Source organism: Sphingomonas sp. SKA58 (assembly GCF_000153545.1).
GTDB classification, from domain to species: Bacteria; Pseudomonadota; Alphaproteobacteria; order Sphingomonadales; family Sphingomonadaceae; genus Sphingobium; species Sphingobium soli.
This window is the reverse complement of the sequence record NZ_CH959307.1, coordinates 1,162,960-1,184,981: the sequence shown is the minus strand read 5'-3', so window position 1 is coordinate 1,184,981 and position 22,022 is coordinate 1,162,960. Positions and strand designations below refer to the sequence as shown.

General features: G+C 62.6%; 22 protein-coding genes. 7 read left to right on the top strand and 15 right to left on the bottom strand.

Going from position 1 to position 22,022, the window contains the following annotated elements:
• Positions 1-217 precede the first annotated feature (217 nt).
• Together SKA58_RS15190 and SKA58_RS15185 are read left to right on the top strand one after the other, a co-directional pair.
• Positions 218-1,099 (top strand): LysR substrate-binding domain-containing protein, encoded by an 882-nt coding sequence (locus SKA58_RS15190; RefSeq protein WP_009823353.1) that lies wholly within the window; start codon positions 218-220, stop codon positions 1,097-1,099.
• Between the two features lie 70 nt (positions 1,100-1,169).
• Positions 1,170-2,330 (top strand): GGDEF domain-containing protein, encoded by a 1,161-nt coding sequence (locus tag SKA58_RS15185; protein WP_037543710.1) that lies wholly within the window; start codon positions 1,170-1,172, stop codon positions 2,328-2,330.
• 35 nt (positions 2,331-2,365) lie between these two features.
• On the opposite strand, the gene SKA58_RS15180 is transcribed toward SKA58_RS15185, so the two are convergent.
• Positions 2,366-3,037, bottom strand: a complete 672-nt coding sequence (locus SKA58_RS15180; protein ID WP_009823351.1) for a glutathione S-transferase family protein — start codon at positions 3,035-3,037, stop codon at positions 2,366-2,368.
• A gap of 183 nt (positions 3,038-3,220) precedes the next feature.
• On the opposite strand from SKA58_RS15180, the gene acs reads away from it, so the two are divergent.
• Positions 3,221-5,167 carry an acetate--CoA ligase gene (acs, locus tag SKA58_RS15175; protein WP_009823350.1) on the top strand — a complete coding sequence of 649 codons (1,947 nt, stop codon included), beginning with the start codon at positions 3,221-3,223 and terminating at the stop codon, positions 5,165-5,167.
• A gap of 296 nt (positions 5,168-5,463) precedes the next feature.
• Here acs and SKA58_RS15170 read toward each other — a convergent pair whose 3' ends face one another.
• The gene (locus tag SKA58_RS15170) at positions 5,464-6,672 is read right to left on the bottom strand and encodes a UbiH/UbiF/VisC/COQ6 family ubiquinone biosynthesis hydroxylase (RefSeq protein ID WP_009823349.1); all 1,209 of its coding nucleotides are present in this window, start codon (positions 6,670-6,672) and stop codon (positions 5,464-5,466) included.
• 62 nt (positions 6,673-6,734) lie between these two features.
• Positions 6,735-7,826 carry a branched-chain amino acid aminotransferase gene (locus SKA58_RS15165; protein WP_009823348.1) on the bottom strand — a complete coding sequence of 364 codons (1,092 nt, stop codon included), beginning with the start codon at positions 7,824-7,826 and terminating at the stop codon, positions 6,735-6,737.
• A 158-nt stretch (positions 7,827-7,984) separates the two neighbouring features.
• On the opposite strand from SKA58_RS15165, the gene SKA58_RS15160 reads away from it, so the two are divergent.
• Both SKA58_RS15160 and SKA58_RS15155 read left to right on the top strand, forming a co-directional pair.
• Complete coding sequence (locus tag SKA58_RS15160) at positions 7,985-8,995, top strand: threonine aldolase family protein (RefSeq protein ID WP_037543290.1); 1,011 nt, start codon at positions 7,985-7,987, stop codon at positions 8,993-8,995.
• Between the two features lie 47 nt (positions 8,996-9,042).
• Entirely contained in the window at positions 9,043-9,912 is an 870-nt protein-coding gene (locus tag SKA58_RS15155; RefSeq protein WP_009823346.1) for a DMT family transporter, read from the top strand.
• Here SKA58_RS15155 and SKA58_RS19930 read toward each other — a convergent pair.
• The 11 genes from SKA58_RS19930 to SKA58_RS15105 all read right to left on the bottom strand — a co-directional run bounded on the left by SKA58_RS19930 (position 9,909) and on the right by SKA58_RS15105 (position 17,946).
• Positions 9,909-10,061 (bottom strand): hypothetical protein, encoded by a 153-nt coding sequence (locus SKA58_RS19930; RefSeq protein ID WP_232209441.1) that lies wholly within the window; start codon positions 10,059-10,061, stop codon positions 9,909-9,911. The two genes, SKA58_RS15155 and SKA58_RS19930, sit on opposite strands and share 4 nt — an antisense overlap.
• 73 nt (positions 10,062-10,134) lie before the next feature.
• Positions 10,135-10,935: an epimerase gene (locus SKA58_RS15150; RefSeq protein ID WP_037543287.1), complete on the bottom strand. Its 801-nt coding sequence runs from the start codon at positions 10,933-10,935 to the stop codon at positions 10,135-10,137.
• 21 nt (positions 10,936-10,956) lie between these two features.
• Positions 10,957-11,316 (bottom strand): HesB/IscA family protein, encoded by a 360-nt coding sequence (locus SKA58_RS15145; RefSeq protein ID WP_009823343.1) that lies wholly within the window; start codon positions 11,314-11,316, stop codon positions 10,957-10,959.
• Entirely contained in the window at positions 11,316-11,774 is a 459-nt protein-coding gene (locus tag SKA58_RS15140) for an SUF system Fe-S cluster assembly protein (RefSeq protein ID WP_009823342.1), read from the bottom strand. The genes SKA58_RS15145 and SKA58_RS15140 overlap by 1 nt, the downstream gene beginning before the upstream one ends.
• Positions 11,771-12,976, bottom strand: coding sequence for a cysteine desulfurase (locus SKA58_RS15135; RefSeq protein WP_009823341.1), 1,206 nt, complete (start codon positions 12,974-12,976; stop codon positions 11,771-11,773). The genes SKA58_RS15140 and SKA58_RS15135 overlap by 4 nt, the downstream gene beginning before the upstream one ends.
• Positions 12,973-13,725: a SufD family Fe-S cluster assembly protein gene (locus SKA58_RS15130; protein ID WP_009823340.1), complete on the bottom strand. Its 753-nt coding sequence runs from the start codon at positions 13,723-13,725 to the stop codon at positions 12,973-12,975. The genes SKA58_RS15135 and SKA58_RS15130 overlap by 4 nt, the downstream gene beginning before the upstream one ends.
• Positions 13,722-14,468 carry a Fe-S cluster assembly ATPase SufC gene (gene sufC, locus SKA58_RS15125; RefSeq protein WP_009823339.1) on the bottom strand — a complete coding sequence of 249 codons (747 nt, stop codon included), beginning with the start codon at positions 14,466-14,468 and terminating at the stop codon, positions 13,722-13,724. The genes SKA58_RS15130 and sufC overlap by 4 nt, the downstream gene beginning before the upstream one ends.
• A gap of 3 nt (positions 14,469-14,471) precedes the next feature.
• Entirely contained in the window at positions 14,472-14,927 is a 456-nt protein-coding gene (locus SKA58_RS15120; RefSeq protein WP_037543284.1) for a hypothetical protein, read from the bottom strand.
• A 106-nt stretch (positions 14,928-15,033) separates the two neighbouring features.
• The gene (gene sufB, locus SKA58_RS15115) at positions 15,034-16,518 is read right to left on the bottom strand and encodes a Fe-S cluster assembly protein SufB (protein WP_009823337.1); all 1,485 of its coding nucleotides are present in this window, start codon (positions 16,516-16,518) and stop codon (positions 15,034-15,036) included.
• Complete coding sequence (locus SKA58_RS15110; RefSeq protein WP_009823336.1) at positions 16,515-16,925, bottom strand: RrF2 family transcriptional regulator; 411 nt, start codon at positions 16,923-16,925, stop codon at positions 16,515-16,517. The genes sufB and SKA58_RS15110 overlap by 4 nt, the downstream gene beginning before the upstream one ends.
• Positions 16,926-17,001: 76 nt before the next feature.
• On the bottom strand, positions 17,002-17,946 hold the full coding sequence (locus SKA58_RS15105; RefSeq protein WP_009823335.1) for a helix-turn-helix transcriptional regulator: 945 nt from the start codon (positions 17,944-17,946) through the stop codon (positions 17,002-17,004).
• A gap of 346 nt (positions 17,947-18,292) precedes the next feature.
• Here SKA58_RS15105 and SKA58_RS15095 point away from each other — a divergent pair, with 346 nt between their 5' ends.
• Both SKA58_RS15095 and ggt read left to right on the top strand, forming a co-directional pair.
• Entirely contained in the window at positions 18,293-19,345 is a 1,053-nt protein-coding gene (locus SKA58_RS15095) for a quinone-dependent dihydroorotate dehydrogenase (protein ID WP_009823333.1), read from the top strand.
• A gap of 71 nt (positions 19,346-19,416) precedes the next feature.
• On the top strand, positions 19,417-21,126 hold the full coding sequence (ggt, locus tag SKA58_RS15090) for a gamma-glutamyltransferase (RefSeq protein ID WP_009823332.1): 1,710 nt from the start codon (positions 19,417-19,419) through the stop codon (positions 21,124-21,126).
• A 104-nt stretch (positions 21,127-21,230) separates the two neighbouring features.
• Here the strand turns inward: ggt and SKA58_RS15085 are convergent, their stop codons facing one another.
• Positions 21,231-21,911: an OmpA family protein gene (locus SKA58_RS15085; RefSeq protein WP_009823331.1), complete on the bottom strand. Its 681-nt coding sequence runs from the start codon at positions 21,909-21,911 to the stop codon at positions 21,231-21,233.
• Positions 21,912-22,022 lie beyond the last annotated feature (111 nt).

The window sequence follows — 22,022 nt, the reverse complement described above, 5'->3', positions numbered from 1 at the left end:
AGTTTTAGGAGAGGATGCCTGAAAGGCTCATTCTATGTGCGTCGCAACGAGATATTTCGCAAGTGCGAAATGAAGGATCAAGTTGCAAAAAATGCATCTTGCCATTTTTCGCATTTTCCTGCTCATTGTCGACAGGATGCTTGGAACCGGGAAGCGCGCCGTTCGATAAAGAGAATTGACGCGGCGCAGCGGATCGGCTTCGGAATAGTAACATAGTATGCGCAGATTGCCGCCCCTTACGGCCCTGGAGGCCTTTGTTCAGGTCGCTCGCCTTGGCTCCGTCAAGGCTGCTGCGGAGGAACTCGCCCTGTCGACGCCCGCGCTCAGCCGCCGGGTTCAGGCGCTCGAGCGATTCATCGGGCGGCCTTTGTTCGACCGCAAGCATCAGGCGTTGGAGATCAACATCGATGGCCAGCGGCTGCTCGACGATATCGCGCCAGCGCTGGATTCGCTCAGCCAGGCGCTGGAAAATATCCAGAGCGGCGGCAATCAACTGCGCTTGCGGCTGGCGGTCATGCCGCTGTTTGCGACACAGCGCCTGTTCCCGCATCTTGGTCGGCTGCGTCAGCAGCATCCGCAGTTGCACATCGACATCGAAACGACGCCCCACGCCGTTGCGCGGCTGGGTGAAGGACTGGACGCCGCGATCGTCCTGATGGCCAAAGACATTGACTCTGCGCTTTACGCGCATGAGCTGGACCATGAGCAGGTGTATCTGATCGGTCGCCGGCAGTTGCTGGAAGGGCCGCAGGCGCTCAAGTCCCCCGAGGAACTGGCGCAGCAGACGATCCTGCTCCACCGCGACATGGCCTTGTCCTTTGACGCCTGGAAGGAAGCGGCCGGCCTGCCCGACCTGCAACCGCTGGCCGTGGACAATTATGACTCGGGCCAGCTTATGCTGGAAGCGGCAGCGCAAGGGCTGGGCGTAGCCGTCATGCACGCCAGCCATTTCGAGCAGTCCAGGGACCCCCGGCTCGTGCGGCTGTTCCCCATTCATGTCGAAAGCCCCTATCGCTATTTCTTCGTGTGCCGGCCCCGCGCGCTTCAGACGCGCGCGGTGCGCATCTTTCGCGACTGGCTGGTGGCCGCTGAAATCTAGGCTGCACAAGGCAACAGGATTCTTGTTGCCGCGCATTTAAGCCTCTCCTTGCGCGGCCGTTATGAAGGTCATGATCGGGGCACCACCTTCCACCGCCAATGCGCAACATGGGCTGACCGACCGCCTGACCCGGTGGGCAAAGGGACTTTCCGGGCGAGCGGAAGAGTCGCAAGACGCGGAAACTGCGCCCCGGCCGCGGGCCGGCACCGCCGCCAATCGCGAAATCAACCGACGGCGCCAACTTTATGCCGACATTGGCGACTTCCTCTTCGCCCATGACCTGGATCTGACCGCCATAAATTTCAGTGTCGCGCTCGATTATCTGACCGGCGCGAATATCGGCGTCGAAAAAGCCATCCGCGCCGTCATGATGGAACGCGGCAAGATCACCAACGGCTGGCTCGAAACCCTGGCCGCTGAACAGCGCGCGGATGAGGTCACGCCCGAATCGCTCGCCACCATGTTGGACAAGGTGGAGGAAAATCTCGATCAGTTCACCGGCCTCATGCACGAATCGCGCAAGTCAGCGAAGGACTATGGCGCGGCATTGCAGGAGCAGGCGAAGGATCTGGCTGACGTTGCCGAGGGCGAGCCGGTGCTGGCGCGCCTGGTCGGGTTGACGCGCTCGATGGTGGAAAAAACACGGGCCGTGGAAACACAGCTGCGGGAAAACCAGAAGCAGACGCAGGCGCTGAAATCCAGTCTGGAAACTGCCCGCCGCGCCGCGGAGCAAGACCATCTGACCGGTCTCCCCAACCGCCGCGCCTTTGAAGCGCGGTTGCGGGACGAAGTGGCGGAGGCTCAGGCTGCGGACGAATCATTGTCCATCGCCTTCTGCGACATCGACCATTTCAAGGTGATCAACGACACGCATGGTCATGATACCGGCGACCGTGTGCTGAAATTCGTGGCGGGCTTGCTCGCCAAGGTGTCGGATGATCGCTGTCATGTCGCGCGCCATGGCGGTGAGGAATTTGTGATGCTGTTCCGGGGCAAGACAGCAGCGGAAACATGCGAAGCGGTGGATGACGTTCGCGAAGACCTAGCCAGCCGCAGCCTTGTCAATCGCACCAATGGCGAGCGGATGGACAGGGTCAGCTTTTCGGCGGGCGTTGCCAATGTGCTGGCCTATGACGATCCCCGCGCCGCGCTCAAGGCTGCCGATCGCGCGCTCTATCTGGCCAAGGAACATGGCCGCAACCGGGTTTACCTGGCCGCCGAAACAGAGTGACCATCCTTTCGGGCAGCAACGAAAGCCGCGAGAGTTTAGAAATCAGGCTTCTCATAATGCGGCGGCGGCGTGATGACCTCCATCCTCTCGGACAGGAGCGGACGAAATGACGGCCGTGACTTGAAACCTGCATACCAGCGTCGAACCGGTTCATGCCCGGCCCAATCGATACCGCCCAGATAATCAGCGACGGACAGATGTGCGGCCGCAGCGATATCCGCCAAGCTGAGCGTCCCTCCCGCCATCCAGCTGCGATGGTCTAGTAGATAGTCCATATAATCCATATGGACGTTTGCCCGCTTCATAGCTTCGCGCAGCACTCTGGCATCCGGCGGCGCGCGTTCGATCAGCCTTTTCTTCATGCGCTCATGCAAAAGCGGGCCGACCACGTCGCCATAGAAACTTTGGTCGAAAAAGGCGGTGAGTCGGCGGACTTCAGCGCGACCGGCAGCGGTGCCGGAAATAAGCGGCACTTTCTCCACCGTCTCTTCGAAATATTCGCAGATCGCCTGGCTGTCGAGCAGGGTAATGCCCCGTTCCTGATCCGTCATGACCGGAGTCAGGCCGGCGGGATTAAGATCCAGAAATTCGTCGCGCATCGCCCATGGCGATTCGCGCACCAGATCATAGCCAATGCCCTTTTCGCCCAGCAACAGCCGGACCTTGCGGGAAAAAGGACAGAGAGGAAATTGATAGAGCAGCCACATAGAGAGTGTCTGTTAGGCGCACGAGCGCCGCGGGGGAAGCCGCAAAGCGACGGCTGGCGTACCCTCCTGACAAGGACATTGGCCAAAAGGATGGCGTCCAGCGTCTGCCTCGCCCCTTTCGGCGAGGGAAAGCCGACGATAGAAGGGCGACGAAAACCGGTTTTGCCTTGGAAAGGATAGCTGATGCCCGAAGATTTCTTCCCCGTGCCGCAAGCCTGGGCCGAGGGAGCCTATATGGATCGGGGCAAGCGCGAAGCCGATTACGCCCGTTCGGTCGAGGACAGCGACGCCTATTGGCTGGACCGCGCAGGGCGGCTGGACTGGATGACGCCACCGACGCGGGCCAACGAAAGCAGTTTTGCAGAAGCCGATTTCGGCATCAAATGGTTCGCGGATGGCGTTTTGAACGTCAGTGTCAACTGCATCGATCGGCATCTCGACGAGCGGGGTGACCAGACCGCGATCATCTGGGAACCCGATTCCCCCGATGCCGAACCGCGCCGTTACAGCTATCGGCAGGTCCATGCCGAAGTGTGTCGCTTCGCCAATGTGTTGAAAGCAGCCGGCGCGAAGAAGGGCGACAGAATCACCATCTATCTGCCGATGATCCCGGAAGCGGCATTCGCTTTGCTGGCCTGCGCGCGGATAGGCGCGATCCATTCGGTGGTTTTCGGCGGCTTTTCCCCCGATGCGCTGTGTGGCCGCATTCAGGATTGCGACTCCACCATCGTTGTGACCGCCGATGAAGGATGCCGGGCAGGCAGAAAGGTGGCGCTCAAGTCCAATGTCGATGCTGCGCTGAAGGACTGTCCGAGCGTCAAGTCGGTGATCGTGGTAAAGGCGACCGGTGGTGACGTCGTCATGGCGGAAGGCCGCGACGTTTGGCTGCATGAAGAAGCCGAAAAGGTCGCGGCCGATTGCCCGGCCGAACCCATGCAGGCGGAAGATCCGCTGTTCATCCTCTACACCTCCGGGTCCACCGGGAAGCCCAAAGGGGTGCTCCATACGACCGGCGGCTATCTGCTTTGGGCCAGCCTCACCCATGAACTGTGCTTCGACTGTCGGCCGGGGGATGTCTATTGGTGCGCCGCCGATATAGGCTGGGTCACGGGCCACACCTATATCGTCTATGGGCCGCTCGCCAACGGGGCGACGACGCTGATGTACGAAGGCGTACCCAATCATCCTACGTCAGCGCGCATCTGGCAGATCGTGGACCGGCATCAGGTCCAGACCCTGTTCACCGCCCCCACCGCGCTGCGCGCGCTGATGAAAGAAGGCGACGATCATGTGAAGGCGACCAGCCGCGCATCACTACGCCTGCTGGGGACGGTCGGTGAGCCGATCAATCCAGAGGCCTGGCGCTGGTATCATCATGTGGTTGGCGAGGATCGCTGCCCGATCATCGACACCTGGTGGCAGACGGAAACGGGCGGAGCGATGATCGCGCCCATGCCCGGCGCCACCGACCTGAAGCCCGGATCAGCGACCCTGCCCATGCCTGGCGTGGTGCCGCAGATCGTCGATTCCGAAGGCAAGGTGCTGGATGGCGCGACCGAAGGCAATCTGGTCATCGCGCAAAGCTGGCCGGGGCAGATGCGGACGGTCTGGGGCGATCATGATCGCTTCTTCCAGACCTATTTCACGACTTTCCCGGGCAAATATACGACCGGGGACGGCGCACGGCGGGATGCCGACGGCTATTATTGGATCACGGGCCGGGTCGACGATGTCATCAACGTATCGGGTCATCGCATGGGGACGGCGGAAGTCGAAAGTGCGCTGGTGCTGCACGAAAGCGTAGCGGAGGCGGCGGTGGTAGGCTTCCCCCATGATATAAAAGGTCAGGGCATTTATGCCTATGTGACGCTCAACAATGATGATGAAGCCAATGACGAGCTGCGCAAGACGCTGATAAATTGGGTGCGCCGGGAAATCGGCCCCATTGCCACCCCCGATGCGATCCAGTTCGCGCCGGGCCTGCCCAAAACGCGGTCGGGCAAGATCATGCGCCGTATCCTGCGCAAGATCGCCGAAGGTGAAGTATCGGCGCAGGCGTTGGGCGACACCAGCACCCTTGCGGACCCTTCAGTGGTCGATAATCTTGTCGCCAATCGTCAGGGCGTGTGAGCGATCATGGCGATCACGGCCTTGTTGGCCCCGCCTGACACAAGAAGCGTGACGTGACCCGTTACAAAGGTGTCGCGCGCGCTTTGCACTGGATCATGGCAATGCTCGTCATCGCCAATCTAGTGCTCAGGTTCGCGCGTGAGGCACCGCTACGCATTTAGGGTGTCATACCAGTGCACAAAGTCGATCGGACTTACCGTGCTGGCGCTCACGCTTGGTCGCATCCTTTTGCGCCTTACGCATTGGCAGCCGCCCCTTTCCGAAGGAAATATCCTTATGGGAGAGGGGCGCGGGCGTCAGACCCGTTCGCCGGCGAGCAGGCGCGGGAGGGCGCCCGATTGACCCCGGGCTTCGGCCATGAACCGCCCCTTGAGCATGGGCGTGCGCTGGACAGCCGCCAATCCCGCCCGACGGACAAGGGAGGGCAATTTGCCGGGAATGTCGAACACACGCACCAGCCCGTCCATGGCGACGCTGGTCATCAAAGCATCCAGTCCGCGCCAACGCTGGTAGCGCGCGAGCAGTTGCGCATCGCCGGGGTCAAGGCCCAGGCGCATGCCCTCGACCAGCACCTCCACCAATGCGGCGACGTCGCGGAAGCCCAGGTTCAGCCCTTGACCCGCGATGGGGTGGATCGCATGGGCGCTGTCCCCGACCAGAGCCAGTCGCGTATCGGTGATGCGCGCGGCGTGATGAAAGCCCAACGGGTAGGAGGAGCGCGGTCCGGCGAGCCTGATGTCTCCCAGAAAACCGCCCATTCGCTTCTGAGCCTCGGCCAGCCATGCACGTTCCGACAATTTGAGCATGGCTGGCGCTTGGTTCGTCGGCACGGTCCAGACGACGGCCGACCGAGTCCCCGGCTGCATCGGCAACAGGGCGAAGGGGCCGCCGACATAGAAAATCTCGTAGGCGGTATTGGCGTGCGGCACGTCATGGTCGATCGCCGTGACCATAGCCGTGTGACTATATTGCCAGCGGGTCGTGCGGATGCCGGCGGCTTCGCGCGTGGGGCTGTTGCGCCCTTCAGCCGCAACCAGCAAGGGCGTGCAGATAGTCGCGCCATTCTGCAACGTCAGTGTTACCCCATCGCTGCTCCGATCGACGGTCGTCGCGCGATCGGGCTGATAGAAGGTCAGATTGTCGGCCTCCGCCGCCGTCCGCGCCAGCGCGATCCGCAGATCCCGGTTGGGAAACATCGTTCCCATCAGACCGTCATCGGCATCGGGCACGAAATCCAGTGCGCCCGGTTCCAGTCCGTCGCTGACCCAGATCCGGTCGATCGGGCAACCCTTGCCATCCAGATGCTGCGCCACGCCAATCGCTTTAAGCATCGCATAGCTTGTCGAACTGATCGCCGAAACCCGTCCGTCAAAACCCGCGGCGGTCGTATCAACAGGATCCGCAGGATCGACAATGGCGATTTTCACGCCATGGCCGGAAAGGGCGATGCCCAGGGTGAGGCCGACAAGACCCCCGCCCAGGATGACGACGTCGTAGCGTTCCATGCCTTGTATCTAGGTCCTGACGCCGGAAATGGGAAGACGGCCCCGCAGCGGACTTCGAGAAATCAGACCATGTGCACCCAGCCGGCCGGATCAGCGACGGTCCCGCGCTGAATACCGGTCAGTTCGGCGCGCAGCTTTTCGGTCACGATCCCGCCATCGCCGTTTCCGATCGTGAACTCACCGCTGCTGCTCTTGACCGTGCCGATCGCCGTGACGACTGCCGCCGTACCACAGGCAAAGGCCTCGCGTAGTCGGCCACTGGCGGCATCATCGCGCCATTGCATGAAGCTGTAAGGCTCTTCGCGCACATCATGACCGTTGGCGCGGGCCAGATGAATGATCGAATTGCGCGTGATGCCGGGCAGGATGGTGCCACCGAGCGGGGGAGTTATGATCGATCCGTCGTCCATGACGAAAAAGACGTTCATGCCGCCCAGTTCTTCGACCCACTTGTTCTCGGCAGCATCGAGGAAGACGACCTGATCGCAGCCATGGCTGATCGCTTCCTTCTGCGCGATCAGGCTGGCGGCATAATTGCCGCCACATTTGGCAGCGCCAGTCCCGCCCCGCGCGGCACGGCTATAATGTTCCGACACCCACAGGGTCACAGCCTTGCTGCCACCCTTGAAATAGGCGCCGGCGGGTGAGGCGATGACGCAGAATATATATTCGTTGGACGGGCGCACGCCCAGGAACGTCTCGCTCGCGAACAGGAAGGGGCGCAGATACAGGCTGCCCTCGCCTTCGGGAATCCAGTCCGCGTCGATCTTCACCAGTTCGGCGACCGCTTCTAGAAACAGGTCCTCGGGCAGCGCCGGCATTGCCATGCGCTCAGCCGATTCTGCGAAACGGCGAGCATTTTCCTCTGGCCGGAACATGGCGATTTGGCCATCGCCCAGGCGATAGGCTTTCATGCCTTCAAATATTTCCTGTGCATAATGCAGCACCGCGCAGGCAGGATCGATCTGGAACGGTTCGCGGGGACCCACCATGTGGCTGTGCCACCCCTGCCCTTCCGTGTAGCGGATGGTCACCATATGATCCGTGAAAATGCGGCCGAAGCCCGGATCGGCAAGCAGGATCGCGCGCTGGTCCGCTGCTACAGCCTGGCTGCTGCGAGTGACGGTGAAGCGCGATTTCTGCTCGACGTCCATGGAGAGGGCTCCTTGTGCATGGATTGGATGGGCCGCCTATGTCACAGAGCGGCGCGGGAAACAATTGGTCATCTATACTGACCTAATGCCCAGGGGCAGGGCCACCCCGTTCCCGATGGCCCCTTCACGACCGGCGGCCTGCTCGCTATCGCAAAACCATGCACTTTTTTTCCGATAATGCGACGCCTGTTTGCCCCGAGGTGATGGCCGCCATTGCGGCTGCCGACAGAGCGGATCATGGCTATGACGGCGATGCGTGGAGCGCACGGCTTGACGATGCCTTTTCCACGCTCTTCGAAACCGAAGTGCAAGCATTGTGGGTTGCGAGCGGAACGGCAGCAAATAGCATCGCACTCGCCTGTCTTTGCCCCCCTTATGGCGGCGTGATAGCGCATGAAGAGGCGCATATCGTCGTGGACGAATGCGGCGCGCCGGGTTTCTTCACCCACGGCGCGACGCTGATGCCGCTCCCGGGCGTCGGAGCGAAACTGACGCCGGACAGTGTGCGCGACCGGCTGAAAACGATCAGACCAGATGTGCATCAGGTGCCGGCGCGCGCCATCAGCATTACCAACGCCACTGAATACGGTCTCGTCTACGCGCCAGAGGAGGTCGCGGCGCTGGGGGATGTCGCCAAGGCGCATGACCTGGGGTTGCATATGGATGGCGCCCGGTTCGCCAACGCCGTGGCACATCTGGGCTGCGCACCGGCAGACTTGACGTGGCGCGCAGGCGTGAACGCCCTGTCCTTTGGGTGCGTGAAAAATGGCGGCATGATCGGTGAGGCGCTGCTCTTCTTCGGCGCCCAGGCGCAGGATCGGGCAGCAGAGGCTCGGCGCTGGCGCAAGCGCTCAGGGCATCTGTTTTCGAAAGGACGCTATCTTGCCACGCAGCTTCTGGCGATGATCGAAGATGGCCTGTGGCTTCGCAATGCCAGCGCCGCCAATGCAGCGGCCCAGGCCCTCGCCAAAGGGGCTGGCAATCGATTGATGCACCCTGTCGAGGCCAACGAGCTGTTCGTGCGCCTGACGGCAGAAGAGGCCGCGAATTTGCGTGCCCAGGACTTTGATTTTCACAACTGGGGAGAAGGCGCGGCGCGATTGGTCACGAACTGGTCGCAGGATGTGGCCGCCGTCGCACCGCTCGCTGCGGCGCTGGCCCGGCTGTGACTGTGGCTGACGCGGCTCCTGTGTCAACGAACACAACCAGAGGGATCTTGCTGCCCTTCGCGCTCGTCACGCTGATCTGGAGTTCGACCTGGATCGTAATCAGGGATCAGTTGGGCACCGTCCCTCCAAGCTGGTCGGTCTGCTACCGCTTTTTGCTGGCCGGCATCGCCATGGCGATATTTGCACGGATACGGGGCGTTTCGCTTCGCATCGGCGGGCCGGGCATGATGTTTGCCGGCCTGCTGGGCACCGCGCAGTTCATGCTCAACTTCAACTTCGTCTATCGCGCCGAACAGCACCTCACATCCGGTGTCGTGGCCGTCATCTATGCGATGTTATTGATCCCCAATTCGTTACTGGCCTATGTCACCTTTCGCCAGCCGGTAACACGCGGCTTCGTTCTCGGGTCGGCGATCGCCATGACGGGAATCGTGATGATGCTGGTCCACGAATATCGCGCTGCCGATGTCGCGCCGGACACTGTGCTGCTGGGCGCAGCCTTCTCGATCCTGGGGCTGCTGAGTGCTTCGGTCGCCAATGTCATGCAAGGCACCGACATTGCCCGGCGGCTCCCCATGATGGCGGTGCTGGCGTGGGCGATGCTGATTGGCGCGGTGGTCGATGCGGGCTTTGCCTGGGCCACGGCGGGCCCCCCTGTCATCGAGTTGCGGCTTGGCTATCTGGCCGGCATCGCCTATCTGGGCATTGCCGGATCGGTCGTGACCTTTCCGCTCTACTTCCGGTTGATCCAGACGATCGGCGCGGGGCGGGCCGCCTATACCGCCGTGCTTATCCCGGTGATCGCGATGCTCATCTCCACGCTGCTCGAGGGGTATCGCTGGACCGGCTTCGCTGCGCCCGGAGCGGTACTGGCCGTAGCTGGCATGGTCGTCGCCATGCGCTCGAAAAACCCTTAGCGTCGTCCTAGCTGATACCGTTGCTTGGCGCTATTCACCCGTTCGATGAGGGTGGATAGGGAGGATCCCTGAATCGTCCTGGCCTGCTGGGCCGACAGCATAAGCATCCGGTCAGAAATTGCGGCGAATGCCTGGTCGAAGCGGGTCATCATGCTATCCTTCTGAAGCGATGTCCGCTTGTCGCCAGAAGAGGTTAACAACGGCTAAACCATGTCCCGCCTGTCAGAGGCAGGCGCGCAAGCCCTCGACATAGGTCGGATAGTCCGGCGTCCAGCCCAAAAGACGCTTGGCCCGCCCATTAGCGACACGGCGGTTTTCGGCGTAAAAGCCCCGCGCCATGGGGGACAATTTCGCCGCGTCGAGCGACTGGAGCGGTGGCCACGGCAATGTCGTGAGATCACATGCCAATTCGATGACCCTGTTTTGGGAGCAAGGCAGATCGTCCGCCAGATTATAGACGCCGGGCGGCCCTCCAAACGAGGCGATAATGCCCTTCGCGATATCATCGACATGGATGCGGCTGAAAATCTGATTGGGCAGATCGATCCGATGCGCGCGCCCGGCGCGGACCCGGTCAAGCGCTGAGCGGCCCGGGCCGTAAATGCCCGGCAGACGGAAACGCCGCATGTCGGCCCGCAACGCGCCCCAGTCCCGATCCGCCTGCACCCGCGCAGTGCGGCGACCGCGCCCGATCGGCGCGCTTTCATCCACCCACGCCCCGTTCGTGTCGCCGTAGACGCCAGTTGAGGACAGATAGCCTGTCCAGATGGCAGGCGCGGTGGTGATGGCCGAGCCGTAGCGGTGCAGCACGGGATCCAGATCGCCTACGGGCGGCACGGACGACAGAATGTGACTGGCTGTGGCGATAGCGCAGAGCACGGCGTTGTCGTCGTCAAATGCGAGGATGCCAGCCTGAACGTCAGCGGCACGCCGAACGCCGGTGATGCGCCAGCCATCCCCACGCAACCGATCCGCCAGTCGCGATGCGCTATATCCCATGCCCAGGATAAGCATGTGCGGCATCAAACGATCAGCCGCCGAAGATCAGACCGTGAAGCTTTCGCCGCAGCCGCAACTGCCCTTGGCATTGGGATTGTTGAAAACAAATCCGGCGGTGAAGTCGTCCTCAACCCAATCCATGGTCGATCCGACAAGATACAGGACCGACGCGCCATCAATGTAGAAGGTGCCGCCGGGCGTTTCGATCTTCTCGTCGAACTTCGCCTCTTCGGTCACATAATCGACCGAATAGGCAAGGCCTGAACATCCGCGACGGGGGGTCGACAACTTGACGCCAATCGTGCCCGCGGGCGCCTGCGCCATCAGGTCGGCGATCCGCGCCTCGGCATTGGGAGTCAGGATGACGGCCGCGGGGCGGGCGCGCGCTTTGGTGTCCGTCGTCATTACAGCATTCCCAGTTCGAGCTTGGCCTCATCGCTCATCTTCTGCGGGTCCCATGGCGGGTCCCAGACGAGATTCACTTCCGCGTCGCCAACCCCCGGAACCGCGCCGACGCGCAGTTCGACTTCGCCCGGCATGGATTCGGCCACCGGACAATGGGGGGTCGTCAGCGTCATGGTGACGGCGACATGGCCTTCGTTGATATCCACGCCATAGATCAGGCCCAGATCATAGATATTCACCGGAATTTCCGGGTCGTAGATTTCCTTGAGCGCATCGATCACCGCTTCATAAACGTCGCCGCCCGGCTCACCGGCGGGCTGCGGCGCGGGTGCCTGCGTTAGAAATCCGTCCAGATAGTCGCGCTGGCGGGGAGCAGGCTCCGCAGCGTCAACCCGCGCCTTGGGTGGCGCGTCCACGGCGTCCACTTCCTCGACCATGATCCTGCGTTCGTCGGTCATCCGAAAATCTTCCTTACCCGCGCCAGGCCCTGCACCAGCGCGTCCACATCGCTATCATCACTATACAGGCCGAAACTGGCCCGCGCAGTCGCCTCCACGCCCAGATGACGCATCAGCGGCTGGGCGCAATGATGGCCAGCCCTGATGGCGACGCCGCCTTCGTCCAATATGGTACCGACATCGTGCGGATGCACCCCCTGAACCTCAAAAGAGAGGATTCCAGCCGAGCTTTCCGGCCCGAACAGCCGCACGCTGTTGAGGTCGTCCAGGGCGGACCGCGCCTTGGCGACGAGCGCGCATTCATGAGCGTGGATCGTCGCCAATCCGATGGCTTGCACATAATCGATCGCGGCTGACAGACCGACCACGCCTGTGATATGCGGCGTCCCCGCCTCGAACCGGGTTGGCGCAGGCGCATAGGTGGTCTTTTCAAACGTCACCTTGTCGATCATGGACCCGCCGCCCTGATAGGGAGGCATGGCGTCCAAAAGGTCCTGCCGCGCCCACAGCACACCGATGCCGGTCGGGCCGTAAAGCTTGTGGGCAGAAAAGACGTAGAAGTCGCAATCAAGCGCGGCCACATTCACGGCGAGGCGCGGGACGGCTTGGCATCCGTCGATCAATATTTTCGCGCCCGCCCCATGGGCGATATCGGCCGCGCGACGGCAGTCGAGCACGCTTCCCAGCACGTTCGAGACATGGGCCAGCGCCACCATCTTGTGCGCGGGCGTGATCATCGCCGCCATGGCATCGAGGTCTATGCAGCCATCCTGCGTGAGCGGCACGACATCGATCTGCGCGCCGACCCGCTCGGCCACGATCTGCCAGGGAACGATATTGCTGTGATGCTCCAGCGTGGACAGCAGGATGCGGTCGCCGGCCTTGAGTTGCGTGCCCGCCCAGCTTTGCGCGACCAGATTGATCCCCTCGGTCGCGCCGCGGACATAGACGATCTCGGCATCGGACGCCGCTCCGATGAACTGCGCGACCTTTCGCCGGGCGGCTTCATAGGCCAGTGTCATATTGGCCGACCGTTCATAGACGCCGCGATGCACGGTCGCATAGTCGGCTCCATAAGCACGAGCGATAGCGTCGATCACCGCCTGGGGCTTTTGCGCGGTCGCGGCGCTGTCGAGATAATGCCAGTCACCGACACCGGGGAAATCGTCGCGCAGTCGCAGGCCCTGGGCGAGGTCGGTCATACCAGCGTCTCCAGCTTCGCGATCGCGGCAGCCTCCAGCCGGTCCTTCACCGCTTCGTCGCTCACATCGTCAAACACGCCGGCGACGAACGCCTTGAGCAGCAGCGTCTTGGCCGTCGCCGGGTCCATGCCGCGACTCGCCATGTAGAACAGCGCTTGGCGATCCAGTTCACCGACCGTCGCGCCATGGGCGCATTTGACGTCGTCGGCAAAGATTTCCAGTTCCGGCTTGGCGTTGGCGGTGGCCGTGCGATCAAGCAGCATCGCCTTCACCGACTGGAACGCATCGGTGCGCTGGGCGTCGCGGGCGACATTGATGCTGCCCAGATAACTGCCGGTAGCGCGCTGGCCCAGGATCGACCGGATCGTCTGGCCACTGGTCGCGTCGGGCCGGGCATGGGTGACCTGGGTCACGATCTCCAGCGTTTGATCGCCGCCCCCGATGATCGCGCCATTAAGTTCGAAATGGCTGCCCTTCCCCAGCGTGACGGCGAAAGTGACGCGTCCAAGCCTGCCGCCGATATTGAGCAGGTGGAAATCGAACCGCCCACCGTCCGCAATATCAATGACATAGTCGTGCACTGCCGCCGCACCGGTGGCGGCGTCCTGCAACAGATGCCCATGCGCGCTTTGGCCGGCCGTAACCGTGATCCGGGTCGCATCCGGCACTGGCCAGACACTCGCGAGCGCATCCAGATCGCTATAGCGCCAGGCTTCGTCGCGGCGCGTGGGAAGAGCGAGCGCGGTCACGCGGCCACGACCTCCGCATAGCCTTCGCGTTCCAGTTCCAGCGCGAGTTCCGGACCGCCCGATTTCACGATCCGGCCGCCGGCAAGGACATGGACGAAGTCGGGCTTCACATAATCGAGCAGCCGCTGATAATGGGTGATGAGCAGCACTGCCTTGTCCGGCTTGCGCATGATCGCGTTGATGCCGGCACCCACAATCTTGAGCGCGTCGATGTCGAGGCCGGAATCGGTTTCGTCGAGGATCGCGAGCCGGGGATCGAGAATGCCCATCTGCACCATCTCGGCGCGCTTCTTCTCGCCGCCTGAAAAGCCGACATTCACCGAACGCTTGAGCATGTCCATGTCGAGGCCCAATAGCGCGGCTTTCTCCTTGGCCAGGCGAATGAACTCGCCGCCATTGAGTTCAGCTTCGCCGCGTGCGCGCTTCTGGCTGTTGAGGCTCTCGCGCAGGAATTGGAGGTTCGACACGCCGGGAATTTCGACCGGATATTGAAAACCCAGGAACAGCCCGGCAGCCGCACGCTCGTGGGGGTCCAAGCTGAACAAGTTCACACCATCAAAGGAGGCATCGCCGCCCGTCACCTCATAGCCGGGACGGCCACCCAAAGTATAGGCCAGCGTCGATTTTCCAGCGCCATTCGGCCCCATGATCGCGTGGATTTCACCCGCCTTGATGGCGAGCGACAAGCCCTTGAGAATAGGCTTTCCGTCGATTTCATTGGTGAGGTTGTCGATCGTCAGCATCTTTTATCCCTTGTGCGCGCGCTGGAGCGTCCGCGCGGTCCAGAAGGCCATGTCGCGCACGTCGCCAGGCGCGGGGAACAGCGTATCGATATGGCGCTTGATCGGCATATAGGGCCACCAGTCCGCGCCCGGTTCCGGCGCGCCCTTTTCCAGCACGCTGGTCACGAATTCGGTCACGGGTTCCATGCGGGCCAGATTGGGGGCCTTGGCCTTGTGGAATGCCTTGTCGGCCTTGAGCCGCTCGGTAAACGCCGCGTCGCCCTTTTCCAGCGCAGCGCGACATTCGGCCTGATAGGCGTCGAGATCGCCAAAATCCTTGCGCGCGCGGGCTTCCAGCTCGCCTTCTTCCAGCTCATAATCTTCGGTCAGGATGCGGATGGCGGCCGTCCATGACTGGCCGTTCCCAACATCCTCCGCGAAATCGGCGAGGGCATCCTGGATATCGTCTTCGTCGCTCAAAATATCTATCCTCATTGTCCCGTTTTTCTGCCCGGACTTGATCCGGGGTCCCGCCGCCTCAGAAGACAGGCAGGACGCCGGATCAGGCCCGGCTGACGTGCATCATTTATCCCACGCTGCCCTCAAGGCTGATGCCCAGCAGCTTCTGCGCTTCCACCGCGAACTCCATCGGCAGCTGTTGCAGCACGTCCTTGGCGAAGCCGTTGACGATCAGCGAAACCGCGCTCTCCGTGTCCAGCCCGCGCTGCATCGCGTAGAAAAGCTGGTCGTCCGAAATCTTGCTCGTCGTCGCCTCATGCTCGATCTGCGCCGAGGGGTTTCGCACCTCGATATAGGGCACGGTATGCGCGCCGCACTGATCGCCGAGCAGCAGGCTGTCGCACTGGGTGAAGTTGCGCACCCCCTCCGCGCCCGGCGCGACGCGCACCAGCCCGCGATAGGTGTTGTTTGACCGACCCGCGCTGATCCCCTTGGACACGATGGTCGAGCGGGTGCCCTTGCCATTGTGGATCATCTTGGTGCCGGTATCGGCCTGTTGCCTGTTGTTGGTCAGCGCGACCGAATAGAATTCGCCTACGCTGTTCTCGCCGTTCAGCACGCAGCTGGGATATTTCCATGTGATCGCGGACCCGGTTTCCACCTGCGTCCACGAAACTTTGCTGTTGCGGCCTTGGCAGAGCGCGCGCTTGGTCACGAAATTATAGATGCCGCCCTTACCATTCTCGTCACCGGGATACCAATTCTGGACGGTGCTGTACTTGATTTCGGCATCGTCGAGCGCGACCAGTTCGACCACGGCGGCATGCAGCTGATTTTCGTCGCGCATCGGCGCGGTGCAGCCTTCGAGATAGCTGACATAGCTTCCTTCGTCCGCGACGATCAGCGTGCGTTCGAACTGGCCGGTATTTTCCGCATTGATGCGGAAATAGGTGCTCAGCTCCATCGGGCAGCGCACGCCCTTGGGAATGTAGACGAAGGTGCCGTCGGAAAAGACCGCGCAGTTGAGCGTGGCGAAATAATTATCGTGCATCGGCACGACCTTTCCCAGCCATTTCTTCACTAGGTCGGGAAATTCGCGCACCGCCTCGCTGATCGAACGGAAGATGACGCCGGCTTCCTCCAGTTCCTTCCGGAAGGTGGTGGCGACCGATACGCTGTCGAACACCGCGTCCACCGCGACCTTGCGGCTGCCCTTCACCCCGGCGAGCATTTCCTGCTCGGCGATCGGGATGCCCAGTTTCTGGTAGGTGGCGAGGATTTCGGGATCGACCTCATCAAGGCTGTTCAGCTCCGCCTTCTTCTTGGGCTCGGCATAATAATAGGCATCCTGATAATCGATTGGCGGGACGTTGAGCTTGGCCCAGTCCGGCGATTCCATCGTCTGCCACTGGGCAAAGGCCTTGAGCCGCCAGTCGAGCAGCCATTGCGGCTCGCCCTTCTTGGCCGAAATGAAGCGGACCGTATCCTCGTTCAGCCCCTTGGGCGCGAAATCCTGCTCGATCGCGGATGACCAGCCATGCTCGTAGGTCGACGCGCGCTCGGCCGCCTCCAGCGCTTCCTGATTGCGTATGGTCGTCACGTCGTCGGTCATGCCATCTCTCTCGTCAAACTCGCGATCGTCACTCCAGCCAGCGCCTGGCGGATCGCATTGTTCGCGACATTCATATGCGGGCGGATGCGGCAATCCCGTTCCAGATTGCAGTCATGCGCGCCCATTTCGGCGCAGGCGGTCATGGCAATCGGCCCTTCGACCGCTTCCACCACATCCGCCAGCGTAATCGTCGCGGGCGGGCGGGACAGGCGGACGCCACCGCCCGTGCCCCGACTCGATTCGAGCAGTCCAGCCCCCGACAACCGGCTCACCAACTTTTGCGCGGTGGGCAGCGGAATGCCGGTTTCGGCGGCCAGCGTTGTCGCGTTCATCCGCGCGCCGCCACAATGGCGCGCGGCCGCGCTCATCAGCACCACGGCATAATCAGCGAAACTCGACAAGCGCATTGCGAACCATTCTCAAATCGGATCGAATCCATCCGATTGCGCATGTGGTCGCCTGCGCCACGGGAATCAAGGGTATTTATGACAGGCGATTGAGAATCGCGATGTCGCTCCCCAAGGATCGACGCAACAGCGTCAGCTGCGCGACCGCCGACGGTTCAGTCTGCAATTGATGCGGGGTCAGGCCGATGAAATGCTTGATTTCGCGAATAAAATGCGACTGATCGTAAAAGCCGGCCTCCTCGCATAATTGCTGCCAGCTTTCGCCATCCAGCGCGATCCGGGCGGAGCAGCGCAGCGCCCGATATTTGCGCGCCAGCAATTTGGGCGGCGCGCCATAATAGCGGTTAGTGAGCCGCGCGAGCTGGCGCTGCGACAGGCCGGTGGCTTCCGCCAGCGCTTCGATACGCGGCGAACCTTCGCCGATCAGCCAGGCATCGACGGCGGCGAGCAATTCCCAAGTCGCCTTCCGCAATGGCTGCACGATCCGCCCAAGCTGGGTCCAGACCAGATCCGCCATGGCATCGCCGTCAGCCGCGTCCATATCCCGCAGGCGATCGAGCAAGGCGGCAAAGACGCCTTCGTGCACGTCAGTAAAGTCGAGCAGCCGGTCGGCAAGGTCGCTTGCATCCTGTCCGCACAGCGACCTCCAGCCAGCAGGCAACAGGGAAATGCCCAGCACGCGTGCCGGGCCATTCAGCACGAACCGGGTTGCCCCCATGGTCGGTCCGAGCAGGCACACGGTCGGCGTTGCGACCTTCGCGCCGTCCTGAAACTGGTAATGACCATTGCCGCTGAGCATGAACCGCAATTGCGGCACATCGGCGCGCGTGGCGTCGGCGTAGGAATCAGCGGTCACGCTGAAATGATAGAGCGAACCGAAATAGAGACGCAGCCGCTCGGGCGGCGGCATATAGTGCAGCCGCACCGGTCCCTGCGCCGCAGCCACCGCATAGGACAGTGGACCCCGCTCATCCGGCAACGCAACCGCGCCCGCCGGCTTAGATGCCTGATGCGACCCCATATTTTCACCCCGCCGCCCACTATGCGCCTGACGTCACAATACGCAAGGGCCATGAAGTCCAATGGCGACCCGCGCCAGCAATGGCAGAGGGGCAAAAAAATGACCCGACGGTTTTCACCGCCGGGTCAGGAAAAGGTCTCGTTGGCCATAGGGCCTAGGAGCCTTCGGGTCGCAGGAGCGCTTTACGCCCGAATCATTGAAAGTTTATTGGACAGAACGGACATTTCTGCGTCCGAAACGGTCTCAATGATGACGTTTGCTGTCATTAAGTAACGCGGAGTCGGGGCGTGTGGCGGAGCTGTCACAGTGACTCGACGGCGATGGGCGGCGCTGGCATAGCGCCGCCATGTCCTATCGCCTGATCCGTCCGCTGCTCTTCGCGCTGGACCCTGAACGCGCGCATAATCTGTCGATCGCCGCCCTGCGCATGACGCCGACGGCGCACCCGCTTCCTGCCGACCCGATGTTGGAAAGTCAGGTTGCCGGTCTGCGCTTTCCCAATCCCGTTGGCCTTGCCGCGGGCTATGACAAAGACGGACGGGTCGCGCACAAGATGCACAGCCTGGGCTTTGGCTTTGCAGAATTGGGCACGCTTACGCCGCTGGCTCAGCCGGGCAATCCTCAGCCCCGTCTGTTCCGCCTTGTCGAGGACCGGGCCGTCATCAATCGGTTCGGCTTCAACAACGGCGGCCAGGGCGCAGCGGCCGACCGAATCGCCCGCTATCGCCGGCCCAAGGGCGAAGGTCCGGTGATCGGCATCAATATCGGCGCGAACAAGGACGCGACGGCGGCGGGCCGGGGGATTGCCGATTATGTCACGGGCGTCACCTGCATGATGCCGCTCGCCGATTATCTGACGGTCAATATCTCCTCGCCCAATACGCCGGGACTGCGGGCGCTTCAGGACCGCGCGGCGCTCGATGATCTGCTGGGGGCGGTGATGGCGGCGCGCGGCGCGGACCGGACGCCCATTTTCCTTAAAGTGGCGCCCGATCTGACGCCCGCGGACATGGAGGACATTGCCGCTGCCTGCACCGATCACGCGATAGACGCGCTCATCGTGTCCAACACCACCACCAGCCGGCCACCGCTACGGTCCGTTTACGCGACGGAGGCCGGTGGCCTGTCGGGCGCGCCGCTCAACGACCTGTCATTGGCGCGGCTGCGCGATTTCCGGCGGCTGCTGGGCGATCGGCTACCGCTGATCGGCGTGGGGGGCATCGCAAGCGCGGAGCACGCCTATGACCGAATCCGCGCCGGCGCATCGCTGGTGCAGATCTACAGCGCGCTTGTCTATGAAGGCCCCTGGCTGGCGCGGCGCATCAATGCCGGGCTGAAGGCGCTGATGATGCGCGACGGGGTGCGCACCATCGCCGAATTGGTGGGAAGAGACGCCTGATCCGTTCAACGGAGCATGATGACGCTATCGAAAAGGTTGCGGCATGTCGCAGAGCGCTTAGGGTGCCGGTCATGACGTTCCGCCTCTCGGCCGCCCTGGCCCCGCTCGCCCTTCTCACGACCACCATAGCGGTTCCCGCGCCGCTGCTGGCCCGCACACCGGTCGCGCTCAACGCCACCGTTTCGGCGGCCGACCCGCGCGCGGCGCAGGCCGGGCAGGAGATATTGCGCCAGGGCGGCAGCGCCACCGACGCCGCGATCGCGATGATGCTGACGCTAGGCGTTGTCGAACCCCATAATAGCGGCATCGGCGGCGGCGGCTTCCTGATGCATCATGATGGCGGCACCGGCCTGCTGGAATCGATCGACGGGCGCGAAACCGCGCCGGCCGCCGCGCGGCCCGACCGCTTCCTTGGCCCCGATGGCAAGCCCCTGCCCTTCATCCAGGCCTGGCCGGGTGGCTATTCGGTCGGGGTGCCCGGCAATCTGCGGCTGGCATGGGAAGCGCATCGCAAATGGGGCAAGCTGCCCTGGGCCGACCTGTTCCAGCCGGCGATCAAACTGGCGCAGGATGGGTTTGAACTGGGGGAGCGCACAGCGACTGCGCTCAACCGGTTGAAGGATATCTGGAAGGATTTTCCTGAAATCCAGTCCTATTTCTGGGTCGATGGCGCGCCGCCGCCGGTGGGCACGCTGCTCAAGAACCCGCCGCTCGCCGCGCTCTACAAGCGGGTAGCTGTGGAAGGGCCGGACGCCTTTTACCTGGGCGAAAACGCGCAGGCCATCGCCAGGGCGGTGACGGACGCGCCCAAAAATCCGGTGCCGATGACGACCGCAGATCTGGCCGGCTATACCGCCAAAATGCGCAAACCCGTGTGCGGCAAATATCGCGCATATACCGTGTGCGGCATGGGTCCGGCATCAGCCGGCGGCGTGACCGTTCTCGAAATATTGGGCATGGTCGAACGCTTCCCGCTGGGCCAATGGGGCAAGGATGATCCACGCAGCTGGCATGTGATCGGCGAAGCGATGCAGCTGGCCTATGCCGATCGCGATACCTGGCTGGGCGATCCCGATTTCGTGTCGGTGCCGGTCGCCGGCATGATCGACCCCGCTTATTTGAAGCGCCGGTCCGCCATGATCCGGCTGGATCGGTCGTTGCGCACATATGAACCGGGCACACCGCCCGGAGCGCAGCCGCGCACCGCGGCAGGGCCGCAGCCCGAGGCCGGCACCAGCCATTTCGTGGCAGTGGACCGCAATGGCGATGTCGCCAGCTGGACCTCCACCATCGAAAGTTTTTTTGGCAGCCAGCTGGTCGCCAATGGCGTGATCCTGAACAATGAACTTACCGATTTCAGCTTTGCGCCGGAAAAGGACGGGAAGCTGGTCGCCAACCGCGTCGAGCCTGGCAAGCGACCGCTGTCCTCCATGTCGCCGACCATCGTGTACGATGACAAAGGCGTGCCGATTTTCACCGTGGGCGCAGCCGGCGGGCGGACCATCATCATGCAGGTGGCCAAGGCGCTGATCGCGCATTTCGACTGGGGGCTGTCAGCGCAGGACTCGATCGCGCATGGCCTTATTTATTATAACAAGGACGGTCTGGTGCTGGAGCAGGGCACATCGCTAGAGGCCATGAAGGCGCCGCTCGAGAAGCTGGGCCATCATGTGACGCTGAGCCCGCTCGGCCTCAAGGCCAATGCCGCCGAACGCACCGCCGATGGCCATTGGGTCGGCGCGGCAGACCCCCGCAGTCCGGGCGTATCTTTGCAGGAATGAAGGGATAAGGTCTGCCACTGCGACCTATCCGATAGGCCTTCCAAATGGCTGCACCCGATCCGCGAGCGGACCGGGTGCAGCCATGTTCATAAAAGCGAGACGGATCAGTTACGAACGTCGGCTTCCGTAACCGGCGCGATCTTGATTTCGACGCGGCGATTGGCGGCCTTGCCCTCCTCGGTTGCGTTGGACGCGATCGGCTGCGTTTCACCAAAGCCGCGCGTGCCGATACGCGCCGACTGGACGCCCCGGCCGACCAGATAATTGGCGACTGCCTGCGCACGCCGTTCCGACAAGGTCTGATTATAGGCGTCCGACCCATCGCTGTCGGTATGCCCATATACGTCGATATAGGTCTTGGGATATTGGGCCAGGACGCTGGCGACATCATTCAGCGTCGGCTGGAACTGTGGCTGCACGTCGGCACGGTCATAGCCGAAGGTAATGCCCGACGGCATGCGCAGCAGCAGATTGTCGCCGTCACGGATCACATCGACGCCGGTGCCGGCGGTTTCCTCACGCAGCTTGCGCTCCTGCGCGTCCATATAAGCGCCAATACCCGCGCCCGCGACAGCGCCGATGCCTGCGCCCAGAATCTTTTCGGTGCGATCATTGCGGCCGCCGACCAGATCGCCCAGCAGATAGCCGCCCAGCGCGCCGCCGATGCCGCCGATCGCCGCCTTGGAAATCGACCGCTGACCGGTGTTCGGATCGGTCGTGCAAGCGGTGGTTGCCAACATGGCGGCCAGACCCGCCGCGCCCATGATGCGATGAGAAATCCTCATAATATCCGTTCCCTTGTCTTTATCCGCCCGCAAAAGGAGCGCATGGCCCCCCAAATGGCCAAGCCTCGATCTTTGTTCCACAGCCGAACTGAACTACCGATGATGGTGATG

Bases quoted from the DNA above. Each gene is read 5' to 3' on its own strand.
- SKA58_RS15190 (WP_009823353.1), top strand. From the start codon at position 218: ATGCGCAGATTGCCGCCCCTTACGGCCCTGGAGGCCTTTGTTCAGGTC.
- SKA58_RS15185 (WP_037543710.1), top strand. From the start codon at position 1,170: ATGATCGGGGCACCACCTTCCACCGCCAATGCGCAACATGGGCTGACC.
- SKA58_RS15180 (WP_009823351.1), bottom strand. From the start codon at position 3,037: ATGTGGCTGCTCTATCAATTTCCTCTCTGTCCTTTTTCCCGCAAGGTC.
- acs (WP_009823350.1), top strand. From the start codon at position 3,221: ATGCCCGAAGATTTCTTCCCCGTGCCGCAAGCCTGGGCCGAGGGAGCC.
- SKA58_RS15170 (WP_009823349.1), bottom strand. From the start codon at position 6,672: ATGGAACGCTACGACGTCGTCATCCTGGGCGGGGGTCTTGTCGGCCTC.
- SKA58_RS15165 (WP_009823348.1), bottom strand. From the start codon at position 7,826: ATGGACGTCGAGCAGAAATCGCGCTTCACCGTCACTCGCAGCAGCCAG.
- SKA58_RS15160 (WP_037543290.1), top strand. From the start codon at position 7,985: ATGCACTTTTTTTCCGATAATGCGACGCCTGTTTGCCCCGAGGTGATG.
- SKA58_RS19930 (WP_232209441.1), bottom strand. From the start codon at position 10,061: ATGACCCGCTTCGACCAGGCATTCGCCGCAATTTCTGACCGGATGCTT.
- SKA58_RS15150 (WP_037543287.1), bottom strand. From the start codon at position 10,935: ATGCCGCACATGCTTATCCTGGGCATGGGATATAGCGCATCGCGACTG.
- SKA58_RS15145 (WP_009823343.1), bottom strand. From the start codon at position 11,316: ATGACGACGGACACCAAAGCGCGCGCCCGCCCCGCGGCCGTCATCCTG.
- SKA58_RS15140 (WP_009823342.1), bottom strand. From the start codon at position 11,774: ATGACCGACGAACGCAGGATCATGGTCGAGGAAGTGGACGCCGTGGAC.
- SKA58_RS15135 (WP_009823341.1), bottom strand. From the start codon at position 12,976: ATGACCGACCTCGCCCAGGGCCTGCGACTGCGCGACGATTTCCCCGGT.
- sufC (WP_009823339.1), bottom strand. From the start codon at position 14,468: ATGCTGACGATCGACAACCTCACCAATGAAATCGACGGAAAGCCTATT.
- sufB (WP_009823337.1), bottom strand. From the start codon at position 16,518: ATGACCGACGACGTGACGACCATACGCAATCAGGAAGCGCTGGAGGCG.
- SKA58_RS15110 (WP_009823336.1), bottom strand. From the start codon at position 16,925: ATGCGCTTGTCGAGTTTCGCTGATTATGCCGTGGTGCTGATGAGCGCG.
- SKA58_RS15105 (WP_009823335.1), bottom strand. From the start codon at position 17,946: ATGGGGTCGCATCAGGCATCTAAGCCGGCGGGCGCGGTTGCGTTGCCG.
- SKA58_RS15095 (WP_009823333.1), top strand. From the start codon at position 18,293: ATGTCCTATCGCCTGATCCGTCCGCTGCTCTTCGCGCTGGACCCTGAA.
- ggt (WP_009823332.1), top strand. From the start codon at position 19,417: ATGACGTTCCGCCTCTCGGCCGCCCTGGCCCCGCTCGCCCTTCTCACG.
- SKA58_RS15085 (WP_009823331.1), bottom strand. From the start codon at position 21,911: ATGAGGATTTCTCATCGCATCATGGGCGCGGCGGGTCTGGCCGCCATG.